A 15,599-nucleotide genomic window follows, 5' to 3' on the forward strand; every position below is an offset into this window, starting at 1 on the left:
TCCGTTACTTATTTTCCATGTAAGAAATCATCTGTACTGACAATTCTGGCGTAAAGATTTCCTAATGCGGAGATCCCTGCTAAAAATGACCTTTGTACTTCTTCCGCTTTTATCACCTGCCCGTTCAATTCCCGGTCTCGTGTTGCAGTAGCATCTCCAATAACGGTATTGGTAAAGCCAAAGTCAAATGCAGCTCTAGTGGTTGATTCCACACATACATCTGTCATCATACCTGTAATCACCAGATTTTTGATCTTTTTTGCCTGAAGAAACTGCAGCAGATCCGTTTCCCTGAAACTATTCGGAAAATGTTTTACCAGAACCTTTTCATCAGATTTTGGGGCAACCCATGAACTGATCTCCACTCCGTGAGTATCCGGAATAAAAAAAGCAGCGCCATCACCGGTGGCAATATGCATAATGTGAACCACGGGAAGATTATTTTCCCTAAAATATTTCAGAATGTCCTGCGTGTTTTTCGCGGCCTTTTCCGCACCTTCCAGTATCATTTTCCCTCCTGGAAAATAGTCGTTTTGTACGTCAATAATTAATAGTGCTGTGTTTTCCATTTTTCTTTTTTGTTGTGCGTTCATTGATACGAATGAAATTAAAATCAAACATAAAGTCAGAATACTTTTAAAAGTGTCTTTCATTATTTCCCTGTTATAAATCGATATGACAAAATTATGACCGGAATAGTTCCTGACCTTTGAACTAGTTCAAAAAATCATATTCATGAAAAAACCGTAAGAAATTCTTCCGGTTGAGCAGTTTCAATAGTCTGCTCATATTTTATTTCCAATAGCTCCATTTTAAGCCATCAAATACAGCCATATTTTTACTGACAGTATCATAACATACCATTCCCGGATATGGGCTTTTTACATTAATATGTGGGTTCGCCACTTTAGGAAGGATTAGTGCCTTATCAGAAGATTCCAGAACCAATACTCCCGGCGCAGCTGTTTCGGAAGCTCCCATAATAATTCTATTCTGCCCAGGGATTTCCTCGTTGGTATTGAATACTGCCCCATCAACAGATCCTGCATCACTCAGCGGGGTCCACGCCGCTCCCACCTTCATCTTTACTATTCTATCATTCTTGTCCATCAGAATAGTTCCTCCCACAGCATCTGCAGGTAACGTTTCCACAATGGGTAATAAAATACCTTTTGTCGTATTGGCTGCAAAATCCAATATTCCGTCTCCGTCAGCCTGATTTTTATCTATCGCAGTCTGTGCCGATGTTACCATAGCACAAAGCAATCCTGTTATGATGATTATTTTTTTCATTTCTTATCTTTTTCTTTGCGGTGTTAGTTAATTAGTCATTACAAGATCTTACAATACAATTCCACGAAGTCCCGTTGTATAATTTTAAACATTGTTCCGCGGTATCATAAATCAGCATACCTTCTACAGGATTGACAATGCTTGCTGAAGTTGTTCTGGTAATCACGAAACCTTTATTTTTAGACTCCAGTGCTATAAACCCGTTTGGAACATTTCCGGGCCACCCTGACTGAATATGGGTATGGCCTGTAATACCTATCCTGGTATAACTATCCGGCGTACCCGGTGCAGGATCTTTAGTACAATACTCCAGAAGATTTACTCCAAAGACGAAATATCTATTGCTTACAAATGAATGATTAAACACAGCCTTCCCATTTACAAAAGCGGTCGCAGAAATCATCTGTACATTTTGGGTAAATGCCTCATCATCAGCAACCATCATAAACACTTTATCAGTTGCTGTAATATCAGTATATCTTGAAAGATCAGCCTGCAACCATACAGAACCGGTATCATTAGTCTTTTGAGCAAGCCATTTTCTTTGAATGATTCTCCCTGAACCTGTTCCAAAATTAACCAGAGCAAGCTCCTGAACATTATTATCTCCGGTTATTAAAAAAGTTTTATCCTGAGAAAATGAAGCCCTTCCCGGATGGGCATTGGCGGAAGTAAAATCATTTGTTGTTGCCAGCGTAAGCATCGTATTATTTTCGATGTGTATACTATTACTCACTTTTTGATTCAAAACAGACTGATCATCCAGGGCAATCCCAAAGATATTGTGATTAAAAACGGTATTAATACCGGCATTCCACGTAACAGACTGATCAGACCCCAGGTAATTTTGTGGCTGCTGTAAGGTTATTCCATATTTAACCGCGAGATAAGAATTCACCCTCTGTCTCTCTTCAGGAGTCTGTGTACCTGAGTACAATATAAATTCTCCTATTCTGTCTCCGGCTAAGGAAGTGGATCCTGAACCTCCATCATTATCCATCAGAAGAACCATTCCCGGATAATTATTGGTAGAAGAAACTCCATTGGAAGCTTCACCGTAAGTAAACCCATTATTATCAAAAAAGTACTTCATATTCCCTCCTACACTGGTATTATAATAAGATTGTATACTGGGAGTATTACTTTCTACTGTATTGATTACATCGGTTCCGAAAAATACGTCCCCGAATTCTTTTTCGTTATAAAATTCAGGACGGTTGGTTTTGGTTCCAAAGAATGGAGACTGCCAAATTCCCGCAATACTTGTCGTATTTGAACTCTGAGCAGTACCATTCATTACAAAAACACTTCTGTAGGTTGCCGATGCTGTTCTGGAAAGATGGGTATATGAAGTCAGTGAATTCGTAGCATTATCCGGAAATCCTGAAGGAAATTTATATCCTGATCTGTATCCGTTTGTACTTACAATTTCTATAGCGGGATTGAAATTAAACCCGGATATTGAAGATTCTGTACGGTAGACAGGTCTTGCAGAAATCCCAGGATCAGCATAATACCCCGGCATACCTTGATTGGCTATGCCATCAGCTCCACCCGTTCTTTGGTTTGCCCATACAGGAACCTGAGCATTATCTGTGGAAGTACCGGTACCGGCATTGGCTTTCACCCACACCTGCAGGTTATTTGAAATTCCACCTGGTGCAGGAATTTGCCCGAAGACAAAGCAACTTAGCAATTGAGAGGATAGAAATAAAAGCTTTTTCATTTGTTAGAATTTTTATTATAAACCAAGTATTTTCTTGTCGTTATTTGAAAATTGGATAGCTGTTTACTGGGAGAATTCCCACATACAATCAGGATAGGTTAGAAAGACATTCTTCTACCAATGAGTAACCACCTATATGTTCAGGATATCCGGATCGTAAAAAACCAGCTTTGAATACAAGATAAGTTCCGGAAAAAATTTACAGATGATCCTATTAGGTTTCTTTTCTGTGTTAGCTTATGTATGATTACATATTTTTTTATCTGAAAGGGGGATCAATCTCAACCTGTGATGAATAATAAATTTTGAGGGAACTTTTTGTATTATTTATCTTACAGCAGATTTCAAAGGTACAATATATTTTTTTCAAAAAAATCAGGATATCATCATTTTATATGGCAATAATCAATCAAAATAATTCATAATTAGATTTATTTTCCGATATTATGTGTTTTTATTTTAAATTAAATAAAGTGAAAAATATTATTATTTTATATATTTCTCACCAAATAAAGAATATTTTAAATCAAATTATTTGAAATTCTAGAATCAAAATAATAACAATAACAATCATTTGAAATAAAAAATAATTATATCTTTTATTTTTGGAATTGTTATTGTTGAAATTAAAATGATTTTTTTTACAAAAAAGGTTTTAATGTGGGAAAAACATTAAATTTGCGATATTGATATTATGGACAAAAAGACACAAAAAAAACAGACTGAATCGCCGGAAGCAGGCCGAATTTTATCTAAGCCGCGTATATTCTTTGGGCTTACTTTTATCCTTTTCTCTATTGTTCTAGCGTTCTCATTCATTTCCTATTTAATGAACTGGAAAGCAGACCAGAGCCAGGCAGGAACAATGCTTGATAAGGGTATAAAATCTTCAAACATTTTTGGAAAATTAGGAGACTGGTTTGGGAATGTTTTTATATTTGAAAGTATTGGTATTGCCTCATTTATTATTGCATTTTTATTCCTTGTAGTAGGAACAATGATCCTTAAAAAGAAAATGTTCAAGCCATGGAAAACCATTGGACATTCACTGTTTTTTATTTGCTGGCTTCCTATTTTTATGGGAGCGCTTACCAAAGGGCAAGGCGTTTTAGGAGGTGTATATGGTTACCAGATCATGGATTATCTTAATTCCATCATTGGAGCTGTAGGGTTGTGGACAGTATTGGCGGCAAGCATTCTTCTGTATTTCATCCTGGAATTCAATCTTCGCCCAAGCTCTATCAAAGCTAAGCTGAATAAAATCAATGAAAATACCATAGGAAAGGTAAAGGCTATGATGCCGGATTCTAATGAAGATTTTGAAGCGGATGAAGAAATGAAGGAAGAGGTTGAAGAAGTAGCAGCTAATGTTACGGTAAGCGACCTTACCCAGCAGACCTCTGCTAATCCTATTAATAAAATAAAAGAACAGGAAGCTGTATCTATTCCAAAACAGGTTTCAGAAGTTCCCCTTACTACAGATATAGAAACTATTGTCACTCCGAATCATACTTCTTTTGAAAATGATCACAAAGAGATAACGCAATCGGCGAATTTAAACCTTAGTACAAAACCGGCTGTTCCGATGTCTACTCCTGAGGAAGCTTTTGATATCAGACCTTCTACTCCATCTTCGGTCTCTACCTCTGCACCTGTTCACGAAGACATTAAATTTAAGGTAGAAATTGCTCCTGTAATTGATACCCTGGATGATTCAGATAAAAAGTCTCAGGAACTGGTAGAAATGCATGGTTTGTATGATCATAAATTAGATCTTGCTAATTTCCAGATGCCTCCGGTAGATTTATTAAAAGATTACGGCAATGAAGAGATATCAATCAATAAGGAAGAACTTGAAGAAAATAAAAATAAAATTGTTGGGCTCTTAAAGAACTTTAATGTAGGTATTGCCGAGATCAAAGCGACCATCGGGCCAACGGTTACCTTATACGAAATTGTTCCGGAAGCGGGTATCAGGGTGGCAGCCATTAAAAAACTGCAGGATGATATTGCTTTGAATCTTTCAGCTTTAGGGATCAGGATTATTGCGCCAATGCCGGGAAAAGGAACTATTGGTATTGAAGTACCAAGAAAGAATCCTACCATGGTTTCTATGCGCTCTGTTATTGCTTCTCAGAAATTCCAAAATACAGATATGGATCTTCCGGTAGTTTTCGGAAAAACAATTTCCAACGAAGTTTTCATGGCTGACCTTGCAAAGATGCCTCACTTATTGATGGCCGGAGCAACGGGACAGGGTAAATCTGTAGGAATTAATGCTATTCTTACCTCTCTGCTTTATAAGAAACACCCTAGTGAACTGAAATTTGTAATGGTGGATCCTAAAAAGGTAGAACTTTCATTATACTCAAAAATAGAAAGACATTATCTGGCTAAACTTCCGGATGTGGATGAAGCTATTATTACAGATACAAACAAAGTAATCAATACCCTCAACTCACTTTGTATCGAGATGGATACAAGATATGATCTTCTTAAAAATGCATTCTGCAAAAACCTAAAAGAATACAACAAGAAGTTTGCAGAAAGAAAATTAAATCCTGAAAATGGGCACCGTTTTTTACCTTATATTGTTTTGGTAGTAGATGAGTTTGCCGATCTGATCATGACCGCCGGAAAAGAGGTAGAGTTACCAATTGCCAGACTGGCACAGCTTGCAAGAGCCGTGGGTATTCACCTTATTGTAGCAACACAAAGACCTTCTGTGAATGTAATTACAGGTATGATTAAAGCAAACTTCCCTGCAAGAGCAGCATTCAGGGTGATCTCCAGTGTGGATTCAAGAACAATTCTCGACTCTACGGGTGCAGATCAGCTGATTGGTAAAGGAGACATGCTTTATTTCAACGGTAATGAAATTCTAAGACTTCAGTGTGCTTTTGTAGATACTCCGGAGGTTGAAAGACTGGCAGAATACATTGGGGAACAAAAAGGATATGCATCGGCATTCCTTCTTCCTGAATATGTTTCTGAAGATTCTACAAGTTCGGTAGGAGCTTTTGATCCTAATGAAAAAGATGCATTATTTGAAGAGGCCGCAAGAATTATCGTATCTACCCAACAAGGCTCTACTTCCATGCTTCAGCGTCAATTGAAACTTGGCTATAACAGAGCGGGAAGAATTATGGACCAACTGGAAGCAAGCGGTATTGTCGGAGGCTTTAACGGAGCTAAAGCAAGAGAGGTGATCATCAGTGATCTTCATTCTTTGGAACAGTTTTTAGAAGACTTAAGAAGCTAACTCATCATACAAAGTAATGAATCCCGGGCATGCAACAACATAACCCGGGAAATATAAATAATATTCAAATTCAACTATTATCATGAAAATTACAATAAAACAAATCTTCAAACTGGGGCTTTTGGCATCTGTACTTACATTATCTTCCTGTGCATTAAGATCTGTTCCCAGTGACTATTCTTCCGTAAGACTAGATGTCATAGACAATAATACTCTGGGAAATGGCAAAGTACTCATTTATAATGGTGCTGGAGTTCTCCATAAAATGGATAATACAGCAAGATTAAATATTGGACTTGATGGCAAATCTCTGGGGCAGATCAGGCCTAAAGAATATGTTATTGTAAATTTAGAAAACGGGAAACATGAATTCACTGCTCTTCATATAGATATGGTGAATATGAGAAGTAAACATCCTGTTGAAATTAATGCAAGCACTAAAGTTATTAAGATTGAGCCTACCATCACTTCTAACAAATTAACAGTAACCAATATTCTTCCTGAAAACTTTGATAAATATATTGAAAGACCCGAGACAAGATAATTTACAAAACATTATCAACAAGGACATGCTTTATTCACTGGAACAGGTTCTTAAAAATTAAAAAAGGTTAAAGAAAAACCAATTTACATTTTTTCACTTGAATATTAAAAATAGCGAATTTTTTTGGAACAGTTTTTGGAAGATTTGCGTAGTTAAGGGTAAAAAAGCGAATAGCACTCCCCTTAAGAGTTAGAAAATGTCTAAAGATTATTAAATAAAAAAATGAAAAATATTATTTCAAAAGTTATATTAGGAAGTTTTGTTGTAGGTGCAGTTGGTATGGCCAGTGCTCAGAAAATAGACGCTAAAGCCAAAAAGATATTGGATGATATTACAGCCAATTACAATTCTAAAAAGAATTCTTACTTCAAATTTTCTTTTGGAAGCGGTCTTAATGATCAGGTAACTAAAACCGAGCCTGGAATTTATTATTCGGCAGGAGATAAATACAAGTTGAAAATCATGGATACCGAACAGATCTTTGATGGAAACAAGATTTATAACATCAGTACGGATGATATGGAAGTAACGATTGCAAAACCTAATGGAAACAGCACCCTCTTCTCCCCTATCAATTACCTGAGTACCTATAGAAATGACTATAACGTAACGTATAACGGAAAGAAAATGGTCAACGGTGTGAATGCTGATTTTATCAAACTGACTCCTGTAAAATCAAACGGTATAAAATATGTGTATCTTTTTGTAGATTCTGTAAAAAAACAAATGGTAAAGCTTGAACAGCACGGAAACAACAAAGATGTTGCTGTCATTGCCATCAAAGAATATAAGGAAAACCAGGATTTGGACCCGAATATGTTTGTTTTTGATAAGAATAAATTTAAAAACTACGTAATTACTGAACTTTAAAAAGCAAGAAAACAGGGTTATAAATACTCCATTCTGTTTTTAAGTTAAAAAAATAACAAAATATAAAAGCCGCAAGTAAAATTTGCGGCTTTTTGATTAATTTTGGCGCATGTTAAAAATACTAGACCGATATATCATAAAAACCTTCTTTGGACCGTTTTTCTTTATATTCAGCGTATTGTTTTTCATCTTTATTGTAAACATTATCTGGGTTCAATTAGGTCAATTTATGGGAAAAGGATTAAGCTACTGGCAAATCCTTAAACTTCTTTTTTATCTTGGGGTAAGCGTTATCAGTATGGTGCTTCCTCTTACTATCCTTCTGGCCAGTATTATGTCCTTCGGAGAATTTGGTGAAAGGTATGAGCTTGCTGCGATGAAGGCTGCCGGAATTTCTCTGACAAGAGTTATGATGCCTCTTCTGGGCGTTGCTACCATACTGGCGATTATGCTTTTCTTCTTTTCAAATAATATTATTCCCGATTTCCAGAAGAAGGCGAAAAACATGCTTTTCAATATTGCACAGACTAAACCTGCGCTTAACTTCACTCCCGGACAATTCATTGACCAGATTCCCGGTTATATGGTGAAATTTGACAAAATTTATGGAGAAAACGGGGAGAATATTGAGGGCGTTTTTGTTCACAGAAAAGCCAACACCTATGAAAACCAACAGTCTATTGTCGCTGAAAAAGGAAAATTTGTTCCGGCAGCCAATAAGAACTTCTTAAAACTTGTCCTACATAACGGATATGTATTTGAGGACAATTTTGCAGGAAAGGGAGAAAATGTCAGAATGAAACAGCCTGATCAGGCTATTAAATTTGATACGCTGACCTCTCACTTTGATATCAGTGAAATTATCAACCAGGCTATCGAAAAAGAACAGATTACGGATGACTATCGTTTCCAAACATATGGTCAATTGAACCAAACTATTGCTAAAAGCAAAAAAGAAAACAAACTGTTTTTTGATAATGTAGGAGCAGATGTCCTGGGGCAGACCAATTCTGTAGTTGCCTACATGGATAGAGGCAATGCACATAAGGCAGCTCCAAAACCACAGGTAAAGCTGGACACCATAAAAAGTGACAAAAAGTTGGAAATCCTCTATAATGCTTATAACAGACTGGATAACCTGAAAACCTCACTGGAAAGTAAAAAAAGTGAGTTCAGTACGAATGTAAAATATTTCAGCAAGGTGGTTATTTATCAGCAAAGAATAGTCTCCTATTCTGTAACCTGTATTATCTTCTTCCTGATTGGAGCCAGTTTGGGTTCTATCATCCGAAAAGGAGGTATGGGGCTTCCCGTAATCATAGCCATCGTTATTTTCATTATTTTCTATGTCATGAATGTAGGGGTAGAAAATTTATCCTGGAGCGGAAAAATGAATCCGTATCTGGCAGCATGGCTTCCTAACTTCATTCTTCTTCCTTTTGGAATCTGGATGACGTATAAAGCACTTACAGATTCTCAGCTATTCGATGCAGAGAAATATAAGGCATTATTTAAGCCCATTACTAAGAGATTTTCAAAAAGTAAAGAGCATCAGCGGTATCAATAGATACCCGAAATTGAATATTCAATACAGTACAGACCCGGAAATTCCGGGTCTTTTTTATTTCTGAAAACAGAATATTGGAGTTTCTATTTTTTAAAGTATAAAATGACATGGCTTATCACTGTAACATAACAACCATCTCATGGAGAATATGGCTCAATTACGGGCTGTTTAAGTGATGGAATTTTCTACAGTACATAATATATGACTACTGAAGACTTTTCTCCAGAAAGGAAATCAAATCCCTCCTCATAAATAATCAATCTCTAAAAAAACATGAAGATCCGAAAGGATAAATCAAACCACAGGTGTAAATAAAAAAGAGGCTTCCGACCCCGGAAACCTCTTTTTGTATGTCAAACATCGATGCCAGTTAAAACTTGTACACAAATGCGTTAATATTCATTCCCGCTCCTACAGAAGCAAACAGGACGATATCATCTTTCTTGATTTCATGTTGTTCCAATTCTCCGTTGAGAATCATCGTAAGCAAAGTTGGAATAGTTGCGACACTGCTGTTTCCTAATTTATGAATTACCATAGGCATGATATTCTCAGGAAGCGGCGTATTATACAACTGATAAAACCTGCTAACAATAGCTTCATCCATTTTTTCATTAGCCTGGTGAATAATAATCTTATCCAGCTGATTAATGGTATATCCACTATTGTCAAGACATTTTTTCATAGCATCAGGAACATTGGAAAGCGCAAATTCATAGATTTTTCTTCCATCCATTTTGATGTATTTCGTATCAGGGCATCGTTCATTATTATAAGATTTCCCAAAATACAGATAGTCTTTTTCCGTCAATGTATAAGAAGCAGAAAGATGAGACTTTATCCCGGAATCATCAGTACTGTTTTCTAGAATAGCGGCTCCTGCCCCATCAGCATAAATCATACTGTCTCTGTCGTGAATATCCACTACACGGGAAAGTGTCTCAGCTCCTATTACCAAACAGCGTTTTGCAATACCTGCTTTAATAAAAGCATTGGCCTGTATCATTCCTTCAATCCAACCGGGACATCCGAAAAGAACATCATATGCAACACAAAAGTTGTTTCTGATTCCCAGTAAATGCTTCACCCTTGCTGCAAGACAGGGAACAGTATCAGACTGAACTGTCCCGAAGCGTACATCCCCAAAATTATGGGCAAAGATAATATAGTCTAAAGTTTCAGGATCTATTCCTGCATTTTCTATAGCAGCCTGAGCTGCAATAAGCCCCAAATCTGAAGTAACCTGTGTGCTGCTCGCATACCTCCTCTCTTCAATGCCCGTAATTTTTTTTAATTTATCCGTAATAGATGCATTGTTTTCTTTTAATAACACTCCTTCTTTATTAAGAAAAACATGCTTATCAAAAAATAGATTGGTTATCGTTTCAGATGGAATGTAGTTCCCTACACCAATAATTCTCGTCATCACTATAATGTTTTGTTTCCTGTCTTTTTTAAGGTGTTTCAGGAATAATTTTATAAATATAATGATTTAACGCTAATATCTATTAAAATATTATAGTAACAGGGCTTAATAATTCAAAATTTTATATCGATTAAAAAATAAAGTTCATTAAAAGCAAAATTAAAGTTCTGATATACAGAAAACAAAAGAGGTTCCCTCTCGGAAACCTCTTATTAATATTTAAAAAACTAAAAATTATACTTTCATAATTTCTGCTTCTTTTGTCTTAAGATGCTCATCGCAAAGCTTTACATATTTGTCTGTGAATCCCTGAATTTCTTCTTCAACTCCTTTTACAACATCTTCAGAAACACCTTCTAACTTTTTAAGCTCTTTCAAGCCATCTTGTCTGGCATTTCTTACCGTTACTTTAGTGTTTTCAGCTTCTATTTTAGCCTGTTTTGCCAATTCTTTTCTTCTTTCCTCCGTTAAAGGCGGAACATTAAGAATAATATTCTCACCATTGTTAGAAGGCGCAAAACCTAAATTAGAATTAATAATAGCTTTTTCAATTGCATTGATTGCTGTTCTGTCCCAAGGCTGGATAGAGATGGTCATCGCATCCGGCACAGAAACATTAGCTACCTGGTTGATTGGAGTGGGAGCACCATAATATTCAACCATTACATCCTGAACCATTGCCGTAGAAGCACGTCCTGCTCTGATTCTTTGAAATGCATGATCCAAGTGCTTTACAGCTGCGTCCATATCCTGCTTTACAGATTCTAATATAAGATCTAATTCTTCCATTATTATATTATAGTTTGATAAATTACACATTAATTGTTATAATTGATAATTGATAATTGATGGGTAATAAGTAATGAGTAATGAAGAATTTCACATTCACTAATCCCTCTTATCTGCTACCTATCACCTGTTACCCGATTACAAATTAACTAAAGTACCAACATTTTCTCCTTCCACAATTTTCTCTAAATTCCCATCTTTATTCATATCGAATACAATAATAGGTAATTTATTTTCATGACTCAAAGTAAATGCTGTCATATCCATTACTTTAAGATTTTTTTCAAATACTTCATCAAAAGATAGTGAGTTGTATTTCACTGCATCAGCATTCTTTTCAGGATCACTGTCATAGATTCCGTCTACTCTTGTTCCCTTTAAAATAACATCAGCTCCAATTTCGATAGCTCTTAAAGTCGCTGCTGTATCTGTTGTAAAATATGGGTTTCCTGTTCCTGCTCCGAAGATTACGACTCTTCCTTTCTCAAGGTGTCTTACCGCTCTTCTTTTGATAAAAGGCTCAGCTACTTTATCCATTTCGATAGCAGACTGAAGTCTCGTTTTAATTCCGGCATCTTCCAATGCCCCCTGCAATGCCATACCGTTGATTACTGTTGCCAGCATTCCCATATAGTCACCCTGCACTCTATCCATTCCTTTTGCTGCTCCTGCAACACCTCGGAAAATGTTTCCTCCTCCAATGACAATCGCCACTTCACAACCTTTTTCCACTACTTTTTTTATCTCTGCAGCATATTCCTGCAGTCTTTCAGTGTCAATACCGTATTGTCTGTTACCCATTAAAGCCTCACCACTTAGTTTCAGAAGGATTCTTTTATATTTCATTTTTTATTTTTAATAACGATTTACCGGAGCTGATTTCTCCAAAATTTGATTTTGCAAATATAATCATTATAGATATTGATGAAAGAAAAATATTTAATTAGAAATAATGTCAGAAATATTTTGAAAAGCACGAAAAAGGATTATTTTTGCATTAATTATAAATTGAATTGAAGAAAATTATCATTTTTTCATTATTTCTATCAGGAATTGTTTCTTATGCACAAACAGGAACAAATGTTTATCCGTTCTTAAATATACCTGTATCTGCAAGACAAGCCGCTTTAGGTGGTGATGCAATTTCGATAAGAGATTATGATGTTTCCTTTGCTATTGCAAACCCTGCCCTGTTAAATAAAGATTCTGACAAACAGCTTTCCGTGAATGCTACAGCTTACCTGGCTGATTCAAAATATGGAACCATAGCGTATGCCAAAGATTTTGACAATGGTCATATGGCCACTATCAATGCCCGGTACATGAGCTATGGAAGTATTCCAAGGACTGATGAAAGTGGTTTTGAAAATGGAGAATTTAAAGCTTCAGATGTTGCTATTGGTGCAGGCTATGCATACCAGTTTGAAGAAGACTGGACGATCGGTGGAGGAATTAATTTTGTGACTTCAAAAATTGATAATTATACTTCTTCTGCTATTTCAGGAACTGCAGGGGTTACCTATCACAATAAAAAGAACAAAGAAGTTCTTTCCCTTGTACTGAGGAATTTTGGGTTCCAACTGAAATCATTCAATGGAGTAAAGGAAAATCTTCCCTTCAGAGTAGATTTAGGATACACCAAAATATTAAAAAACTTTCCTCTTGCGGTTACTATTACCGCTCATGATCTTCAGCAGTTTGATATTTCTTCGGAATTTAATACAGAGGGACAAAAAGTGAATGCCGGCAGAAAAATTGCCGACCACTTTTCTCTGGGAGCAGAACTATTCCCAGAAAAAAACTTTAACATAAGACTGGGATACAACGTGAAAAGAGGAAATGAACTTGCGGTAGCAGATCAGAGAAACTTTTCAGCACTTTCTGCAGGGTTTGGAGTTAAACTGTCAAGATTCCGTATAGATTATGCCCATGTAAGATATCACAACTCTTCTAACGTCAATCAGATAGGAATCTCAATGGACCTTTCCAGCCACAGAGGAGAATAAAAATAATCTTAATCCTTCTTAAAATTTCTTATTATTTCTTGATTTTCTAAAAAAAATCTTGAAATTTGCAGTATGAAAAAACCTGTAATAGCGATCGATGGGTACTCGTCTACCGGAAAAAGCTCTATCTCTAAAGTCATTGCTGATCAATTAGGACTTATTCATATGGATACCGGTGCACTTTACAGAGGCGTTACCTGGTATGCATTGCAGCATTGTTTGGATGAAAATGGCAACATTGATCTGAAAGCATTATTCGCTTCTTTGGATCAAATTGAGCTCGAATTTAAAAATAACGATGGAACATTGGTTCTTTTCCTTAATCAGACAGATATCTCTAAAGAAATCCGTTCGAATGAGGTTTCAGATCATGTAAGCGTGGTGGCTAAGCAAAAAGAAGTAAGAGACTTTTTACTGCAATCTCAGCGTTCTTTGGCAGAAAAAGGCGGCGTTATTATGGATGGACGTGACATAGGGACAGTAGTTCTGCCAAAAGCGGACTATAAATTCTTTCTTACTGCCAGTATTGACGAAAGAACAAACAGAAGATTTCTTGAATTAAAAGGACTCGGAATTGAAGCAGATAAAGAGCAGGTAAAACAAAATCTTATTGAAAGAGACAAAATAGACAGTGAGCGTGAAATAGCCCCTCTAAAGCAGGCTGACGATGCAATTGTTATTGACAACTCTACATTGAGCAAAGAGGAAACAATACAACTTATGCTCTCCTATATTCAAAAGATTTAACAATTTTTAATAGGCTTAAAGCCTCCTTTGGTATACAAATTGTAAGTTTTATTACTGTAAAAAACTAATCTATTATTAACTATTAAAAAACTTATAATGTCTAGAAAAGAAAAAAATACAGCAGGTATATTAGCGGGACTTCTTGCAGGTGCTGCTGCGGGTGTAATCTTAGGTATGCTTTATGCACCGGAAGAAGGAAAAGAAACAAGAAAGAAAATCAAGAATAAGGCGAATGATTTAAAAGATCAGGCTAAAAATAAATATGGAGAAGTTTCTGAAAAAGTAAAAGACCAGTATGGTAATATCTCTTCCACTTTCAAAGAAACAGCGAATAATGTAGCGCATACCATGAAAGATGGATACGATAAGTATAAGGATCAGATTGTTTCTAAAACTGCAGACGTAGTGAAAGATGTAGAAGCAGAATTGAATGATCTAAAAAAATAAGTAATTTATCTTTTTTAAGTAAATTACAGAAAGGAACTTTTGTACAAAAGTTCCTTTTTTTGTAACTTTAAAAAAAAACAATGATAGAGACTATTAAAGAATACGCCTCGAAGAGAATAGATCTTCTGAAAATAGAAGCCACTGAAAAGTCTTCTCTTTCTGCCGGGCTCATTACCTACTTTGTAGTACTGCTTGTTGCTTTTGCTTTTTTTATTATTCTTTTCAATTTTGGAATTGCATTTCTCATTGGCAAAGCATTAGATAATTATTCCTATGGATTCTTAATTGTTGCTGCATTTTATGCCTTAGTAATGGCTTTTGTCATTGCTTTTAAAAATAAGATTGTCAATACTGTTGCAGATCAGGTTATTAAATTTTTAAATCATTAAACTATGGGCAGAAAATACGAAAGCATAGAAGAATTAAGAAGAAAGAAAAAACTGCTTCAGGGTGAAATCGATGATCTTGAGAATCTTCTTACCTTCAAGAACACAAAAGAAAGCTTAAGTGCCTTTACCAATGGATTAACAGATCAGTATCTTCAGGAAAAGATAGATGAAGACGGAGACGAAAAAGTAGTCCTGAGAAAAGATGTAATTGCAAGACAGCTCACCTCAGAAGTGAAAGATCTTCTCATCAGTAAAAATACAGCTGTAGGCATTGCCAGTTCTGCGTTTAATGGAAATATTGCAGACGGCATTATAAAACTGGGCATTACTGCCATAGTGGGAAACTATGCCAAAAAGAATATGAAAAGTACCAACTGGAAAAATAAACTAGTTGGCGCTGCTTTAATATACCTCGCCCCTATTGCACTAAAATTTGTCAGAAAAAAGCTGGAGGTATACCAGAAAAATAAAAGTGTTTCAAGTATGGAACAGCTAATATAATGAGATATTGACACCAGATATCAGATGCGGCA

The 15,599-nt window shown here is 35.9% G+C and carries 15 protein-coding genes; 9 read left to right on the forward strand and 6 right to left on the reverse strand.

What is annotated here, in order from left to right; all coding sequences use genetic code 11:
• Positions 1 to 8: 8 nt before the first annotated feature.
• The 3 genes from JML65_RS16615 to JML65_RS16625 all read right to left on the reverse strand — a co-directional run bounded on the left by JML65_RS16615 (position 9) and on the right by JML65_RS16625 (position 3,019).
• The gene (locus JML65_RS16615; RefSeq protein ID WP_237390916.1) at positions 9 to 569 is read right to left on the reverse strand and encodes a cysteine hydrolase family protein; all 561 of its coding nucleotides are present in this window, start codon (positions 567 to 569) and stop codon (positions 9 to 11) included.
• 223 nt (positions 570 to 792) lie between these two features.
• Positions 793 to 1,293: a hypothetical protein gene (locus JML65_RS16620; protein WP_202271478.1), complete on the reverse strand. Its 501-nt coding sequence runs from the start codon at positions 1,291 to 1,293 to the stop codon at positions 793 to 795.
• Between the two features lie 31 nt (positions 1,294 to 1,324).
• A complete protein-coding gene (locus tag JML65_RS16625) occupies positions 1,325 to 3,019 on the reverse strand; it encodes a hypothetical protein (protein WP_202271479.1) in 1,695 nt (564 codons plus the stop codon).
• Positions 3,020 to 3,713: 694 nt separating this feature from the next.
• On the opposite strand from JML65_RS16625, the gene JML65_RS16630 reads away from it, so the two are divergent.
• From JML65_RS16630 to JML65_RS16645, 4 genes are all read left to right on the forward strand, one after another.
• Positions 3,714 to 6,281: an FtsK/SpoIIIE family DNA translocase gene (locus tag JML65_RS16630; RefSeq protein WP_202271480.1), complete on the forward strand. Its 2,568-nt coding sequence runs from the start codon at positions 3,714 to 3,716 to the stop codon at positions 6,279 to 6,281.
• 82 nt (positions 6,282 to 6,363) lie between these two features.
• Complete coding sequence (locus JML65_RS16635) at positions 6,364 to 6,825, forward strand: hypothetical protein (protein ID WP_047495978.1); 462 nt, start codon at positions 6,364 to 6,366, stop codon at positions 6,823 to 6,825.
• A 222-nt stretch (positions 6,826 to 7,047) separates the two neighbouring features.
• Positions 7,048 to 7,695, forward strand: coding sequence for a LolA family protein (locus JML65_RS16640; protein WP_047495980.1), 648 nt, complete (start codon positions 7,048 to 7,050; stop codon positions 7,693 to 7,695).
• A 109-nt stretch (positions 7,696 to 7,804) separates the two neighbouring features.
• Complete coding sequence (locus tag JML65_RS16645; RefSeq protein ID WP_202271481.1) at positions 7,805 to 9,262, forward strand: LptF/LptG family permease; 1,458 nt, start codon at positions 7,805 to 7,807, stop codon at positions 9,260 to 9,262.
• 370 nt (positions 9,263 to 9,632) lie between these two features.
• Here JML65_RS16645 and JML65_RS16650 read toward each other — a convergent pair whose 3' ends face one another.
• The 3 genes from JML65_RS16650 to pyrH all read right to left on the reverse strand — a co-directional run bounded on the left by JML65_RS16650 (position 9,633) and on the right by pyrH (position 12,323).
• Positions 9,633 to 10,691 (reverse strand): 3-oxoacyl-ACP synthase III family protein, encoded by a 1,059-nt coding sequence (locus tag JML65_RS16650; RefSeq protein WP_202271482.1) that lies wholly within the window; start codon positions 10,689 to 10,691, stop codon positions 9,633 to 9,635.
• 231 nt (positions 10,692 to 10,922) lie between these two features.
• On the reverse strand, positions 10,923 to 11,477 hold the full coding sequence (gene frr, locus JML65_RS16655) for a ribosome recycling factor (RefSeq protein ID WP_047495988.1): 555 nt from the start codon (positions 11,475 to 11,477) through the stop codon (positions 10,923 to 10,925).
• 138 nt (positions 11,478 to 11,615) lie between these two features.
• Positions 11,616 to 12,323: a UMP kinase gene (pyrH, locus tag JML65_RS16660; RefSeq protein ID WP_047495991.1), complete on the reverse strand. Its 708-nt coding sequence runs from the start codon at positions 12,321 to 12,323 to the stop codon at positions 11,616 to 11,618.
• Positions 12,324 to 12,490: 167 nt separating this feature from the next.
• Between pyrH and porQ the strand changes: the two genes are divergently transcribed.
• The 5 genes from porQ (at position 12,491) to JML65_RS16685 (ending at position 15,567) form a co-directional block, all read left to right on the forward strand.
• Positions 12,491 to 13,483, forward strand: coding sequence for a type IX secretion system protein PorQ (gene porQ, locus JML65_RS16665; RefSeq protein WP_202271483.1), 993 nt, complete (start codon positions 12,491 to 12,493; stop codon positions 13,481 to 13,483).
• Positions 13,484 to 13,555: 72 nt separating this feature from the next.
• The gene (gene cmk / locus JML65_RS16670) at positions 13,556 to 14,230 is read left to right on the forward strand and encodes a (d)CMP kinase (protein ID WP_047495998.1); all 675 of its coding nucleotides are present in this window, start codon (positions 13,556 to 13,558) and stop codon (positions 14,228 to 14,230) included.
• A 96-nt stretch (positions 14,231 to 14,326) separates the two neighbouring features.
• Positions 14,327 to 14,677, forward strand: coding sequence for a YtxH domain-containing protein (locus JML65_RS16675; RefSeq protein WP_047496001.1), 351 nt, complete (start codon positions 14,327 to 14,329; stop codon positions 14,675 to 14,677).
• Between the two features lie 80 nt (positions 14,678 to 14,757).
• A complete protein-coding gene (locus JML65_RS16680) occupies positions 14,758 to 15,066 on the forward strand; it encodes a phage holin family protein (RefSeq protein WP_047496002.1) in 309 nt (102 codons plus the stop codon).
• 3 nt (positions 15,067 to 15,069) lie between these two features.
• Positions 15,070 to 15,567, forward strand: coding sequence for a hypothetical protein (locus tag JML65_RS16685; RefSeq protein ID WP_047496006.1), 498 nt, complete (start codon positions 15,070 to 15,072; stop codon positions 15,565 to 15,567).
• Positions 15,568 to 15,599: the final 32 nt, after the last annotated feature.

Origin of the sequence: Chryseobacterium sp. KMC2 (assembly GCF_016756935.1) — a bacterium.
Lineage (GTDB): Bacteria > Bacteroidota > Bacteroidia > Flavobacteriales > Weeksellaceae > Chryseobacterium > Chryseobacterium rhizosphaerae.

Bases quoted from the DNA above. Each gene is read 5' to 3' on its own strand.
- JML65_RS16615 (WP_237390916.1), bottom strand. From the start codon at position 569: ATGGAAAACACAGCACTATTAATTATTGACGTACAAAACGACTATTTT.
- JML65_RS16620 (WP_202271478.1), bottom strand. From the start codon at position 1,293: ATGAAAAAAATAATCATCATAACAGGATTGCTTTGTGCTATGGTAACA.
- JML65_RS16625 (WP_202271479.1), bottom strand. From the start codon at position 3,019: ATGAAAAAGCTTTTATTTCTATCCTCTCAATTGCTAAGTTGCTTTGTC.
- JML65_RS16630 (WP_202271480.1), top strand. From the start codon at position 3,714: ATGGACAAAAAGACACAAAAAAAACAGACTGAATCGCCGGAAGCAGGC.
- JML65_RS16635 (WP_047495978.1), top strand. From the start codon at position 6,364: ATGAAAATTACAATAAAACAAATCTTCAAACTGGGGCTTTTGGCATCT.
- JML65_RS16640 (WP_047495980.1), top strand. From the start codon at position 7,048: ATGAAAAATATTATTTCAAAAGTTATATTAGGAAGTTTTGTTGTAGGT.
- JML65_RS16645 (WP_202271481.1), top strand. From the start codon at position 7,805: ATGTTAAAAATACTAGACCGATATATCATAAAAACCTTCTTTGGACCG.
- frr (WP_047495988.1), bottom strand. From the start codon at position 11,477: ATGGAAGAATTAGATCTTATATTAGAATCTGTAAAGCAGGATATGGAC.
- pyrH (WP_047495991.1), bottom strand. From the start codon at position 12,323: ATGAAATATAAAAGAATCCTTCTGAAACTAAGTGGTGAGGCTTTAATG.
- cmk (WP_047495998.1), top strand. From the start codon at position 13,556: ATGAAAAAACCTGTAATAGCGATCGATGGGTACTCGTCTACCGGAAAA.
- JML65_RS16675 (WP_047496001.1), top strand. From the start codon at position 14,327: ATGTCTAGAAAAGAAAAAAATACAGCAGGTATATTAGCGGGACTTCTT.
- JML65_RS16680 (WP_047496002.1), top strand. From the start codon at position 14,758: ATGATAGAGACTATTAAAGAATACGCCTCGAAGAGAATAGATCTTCTG.
- JML65_RS16685 (WP_047496006.1), top strand. From the start codon at position 15,070: ATGGGCAGAAAATACGAAAGCATAGAAGAATTAAGAAGAAAGAAAAAA.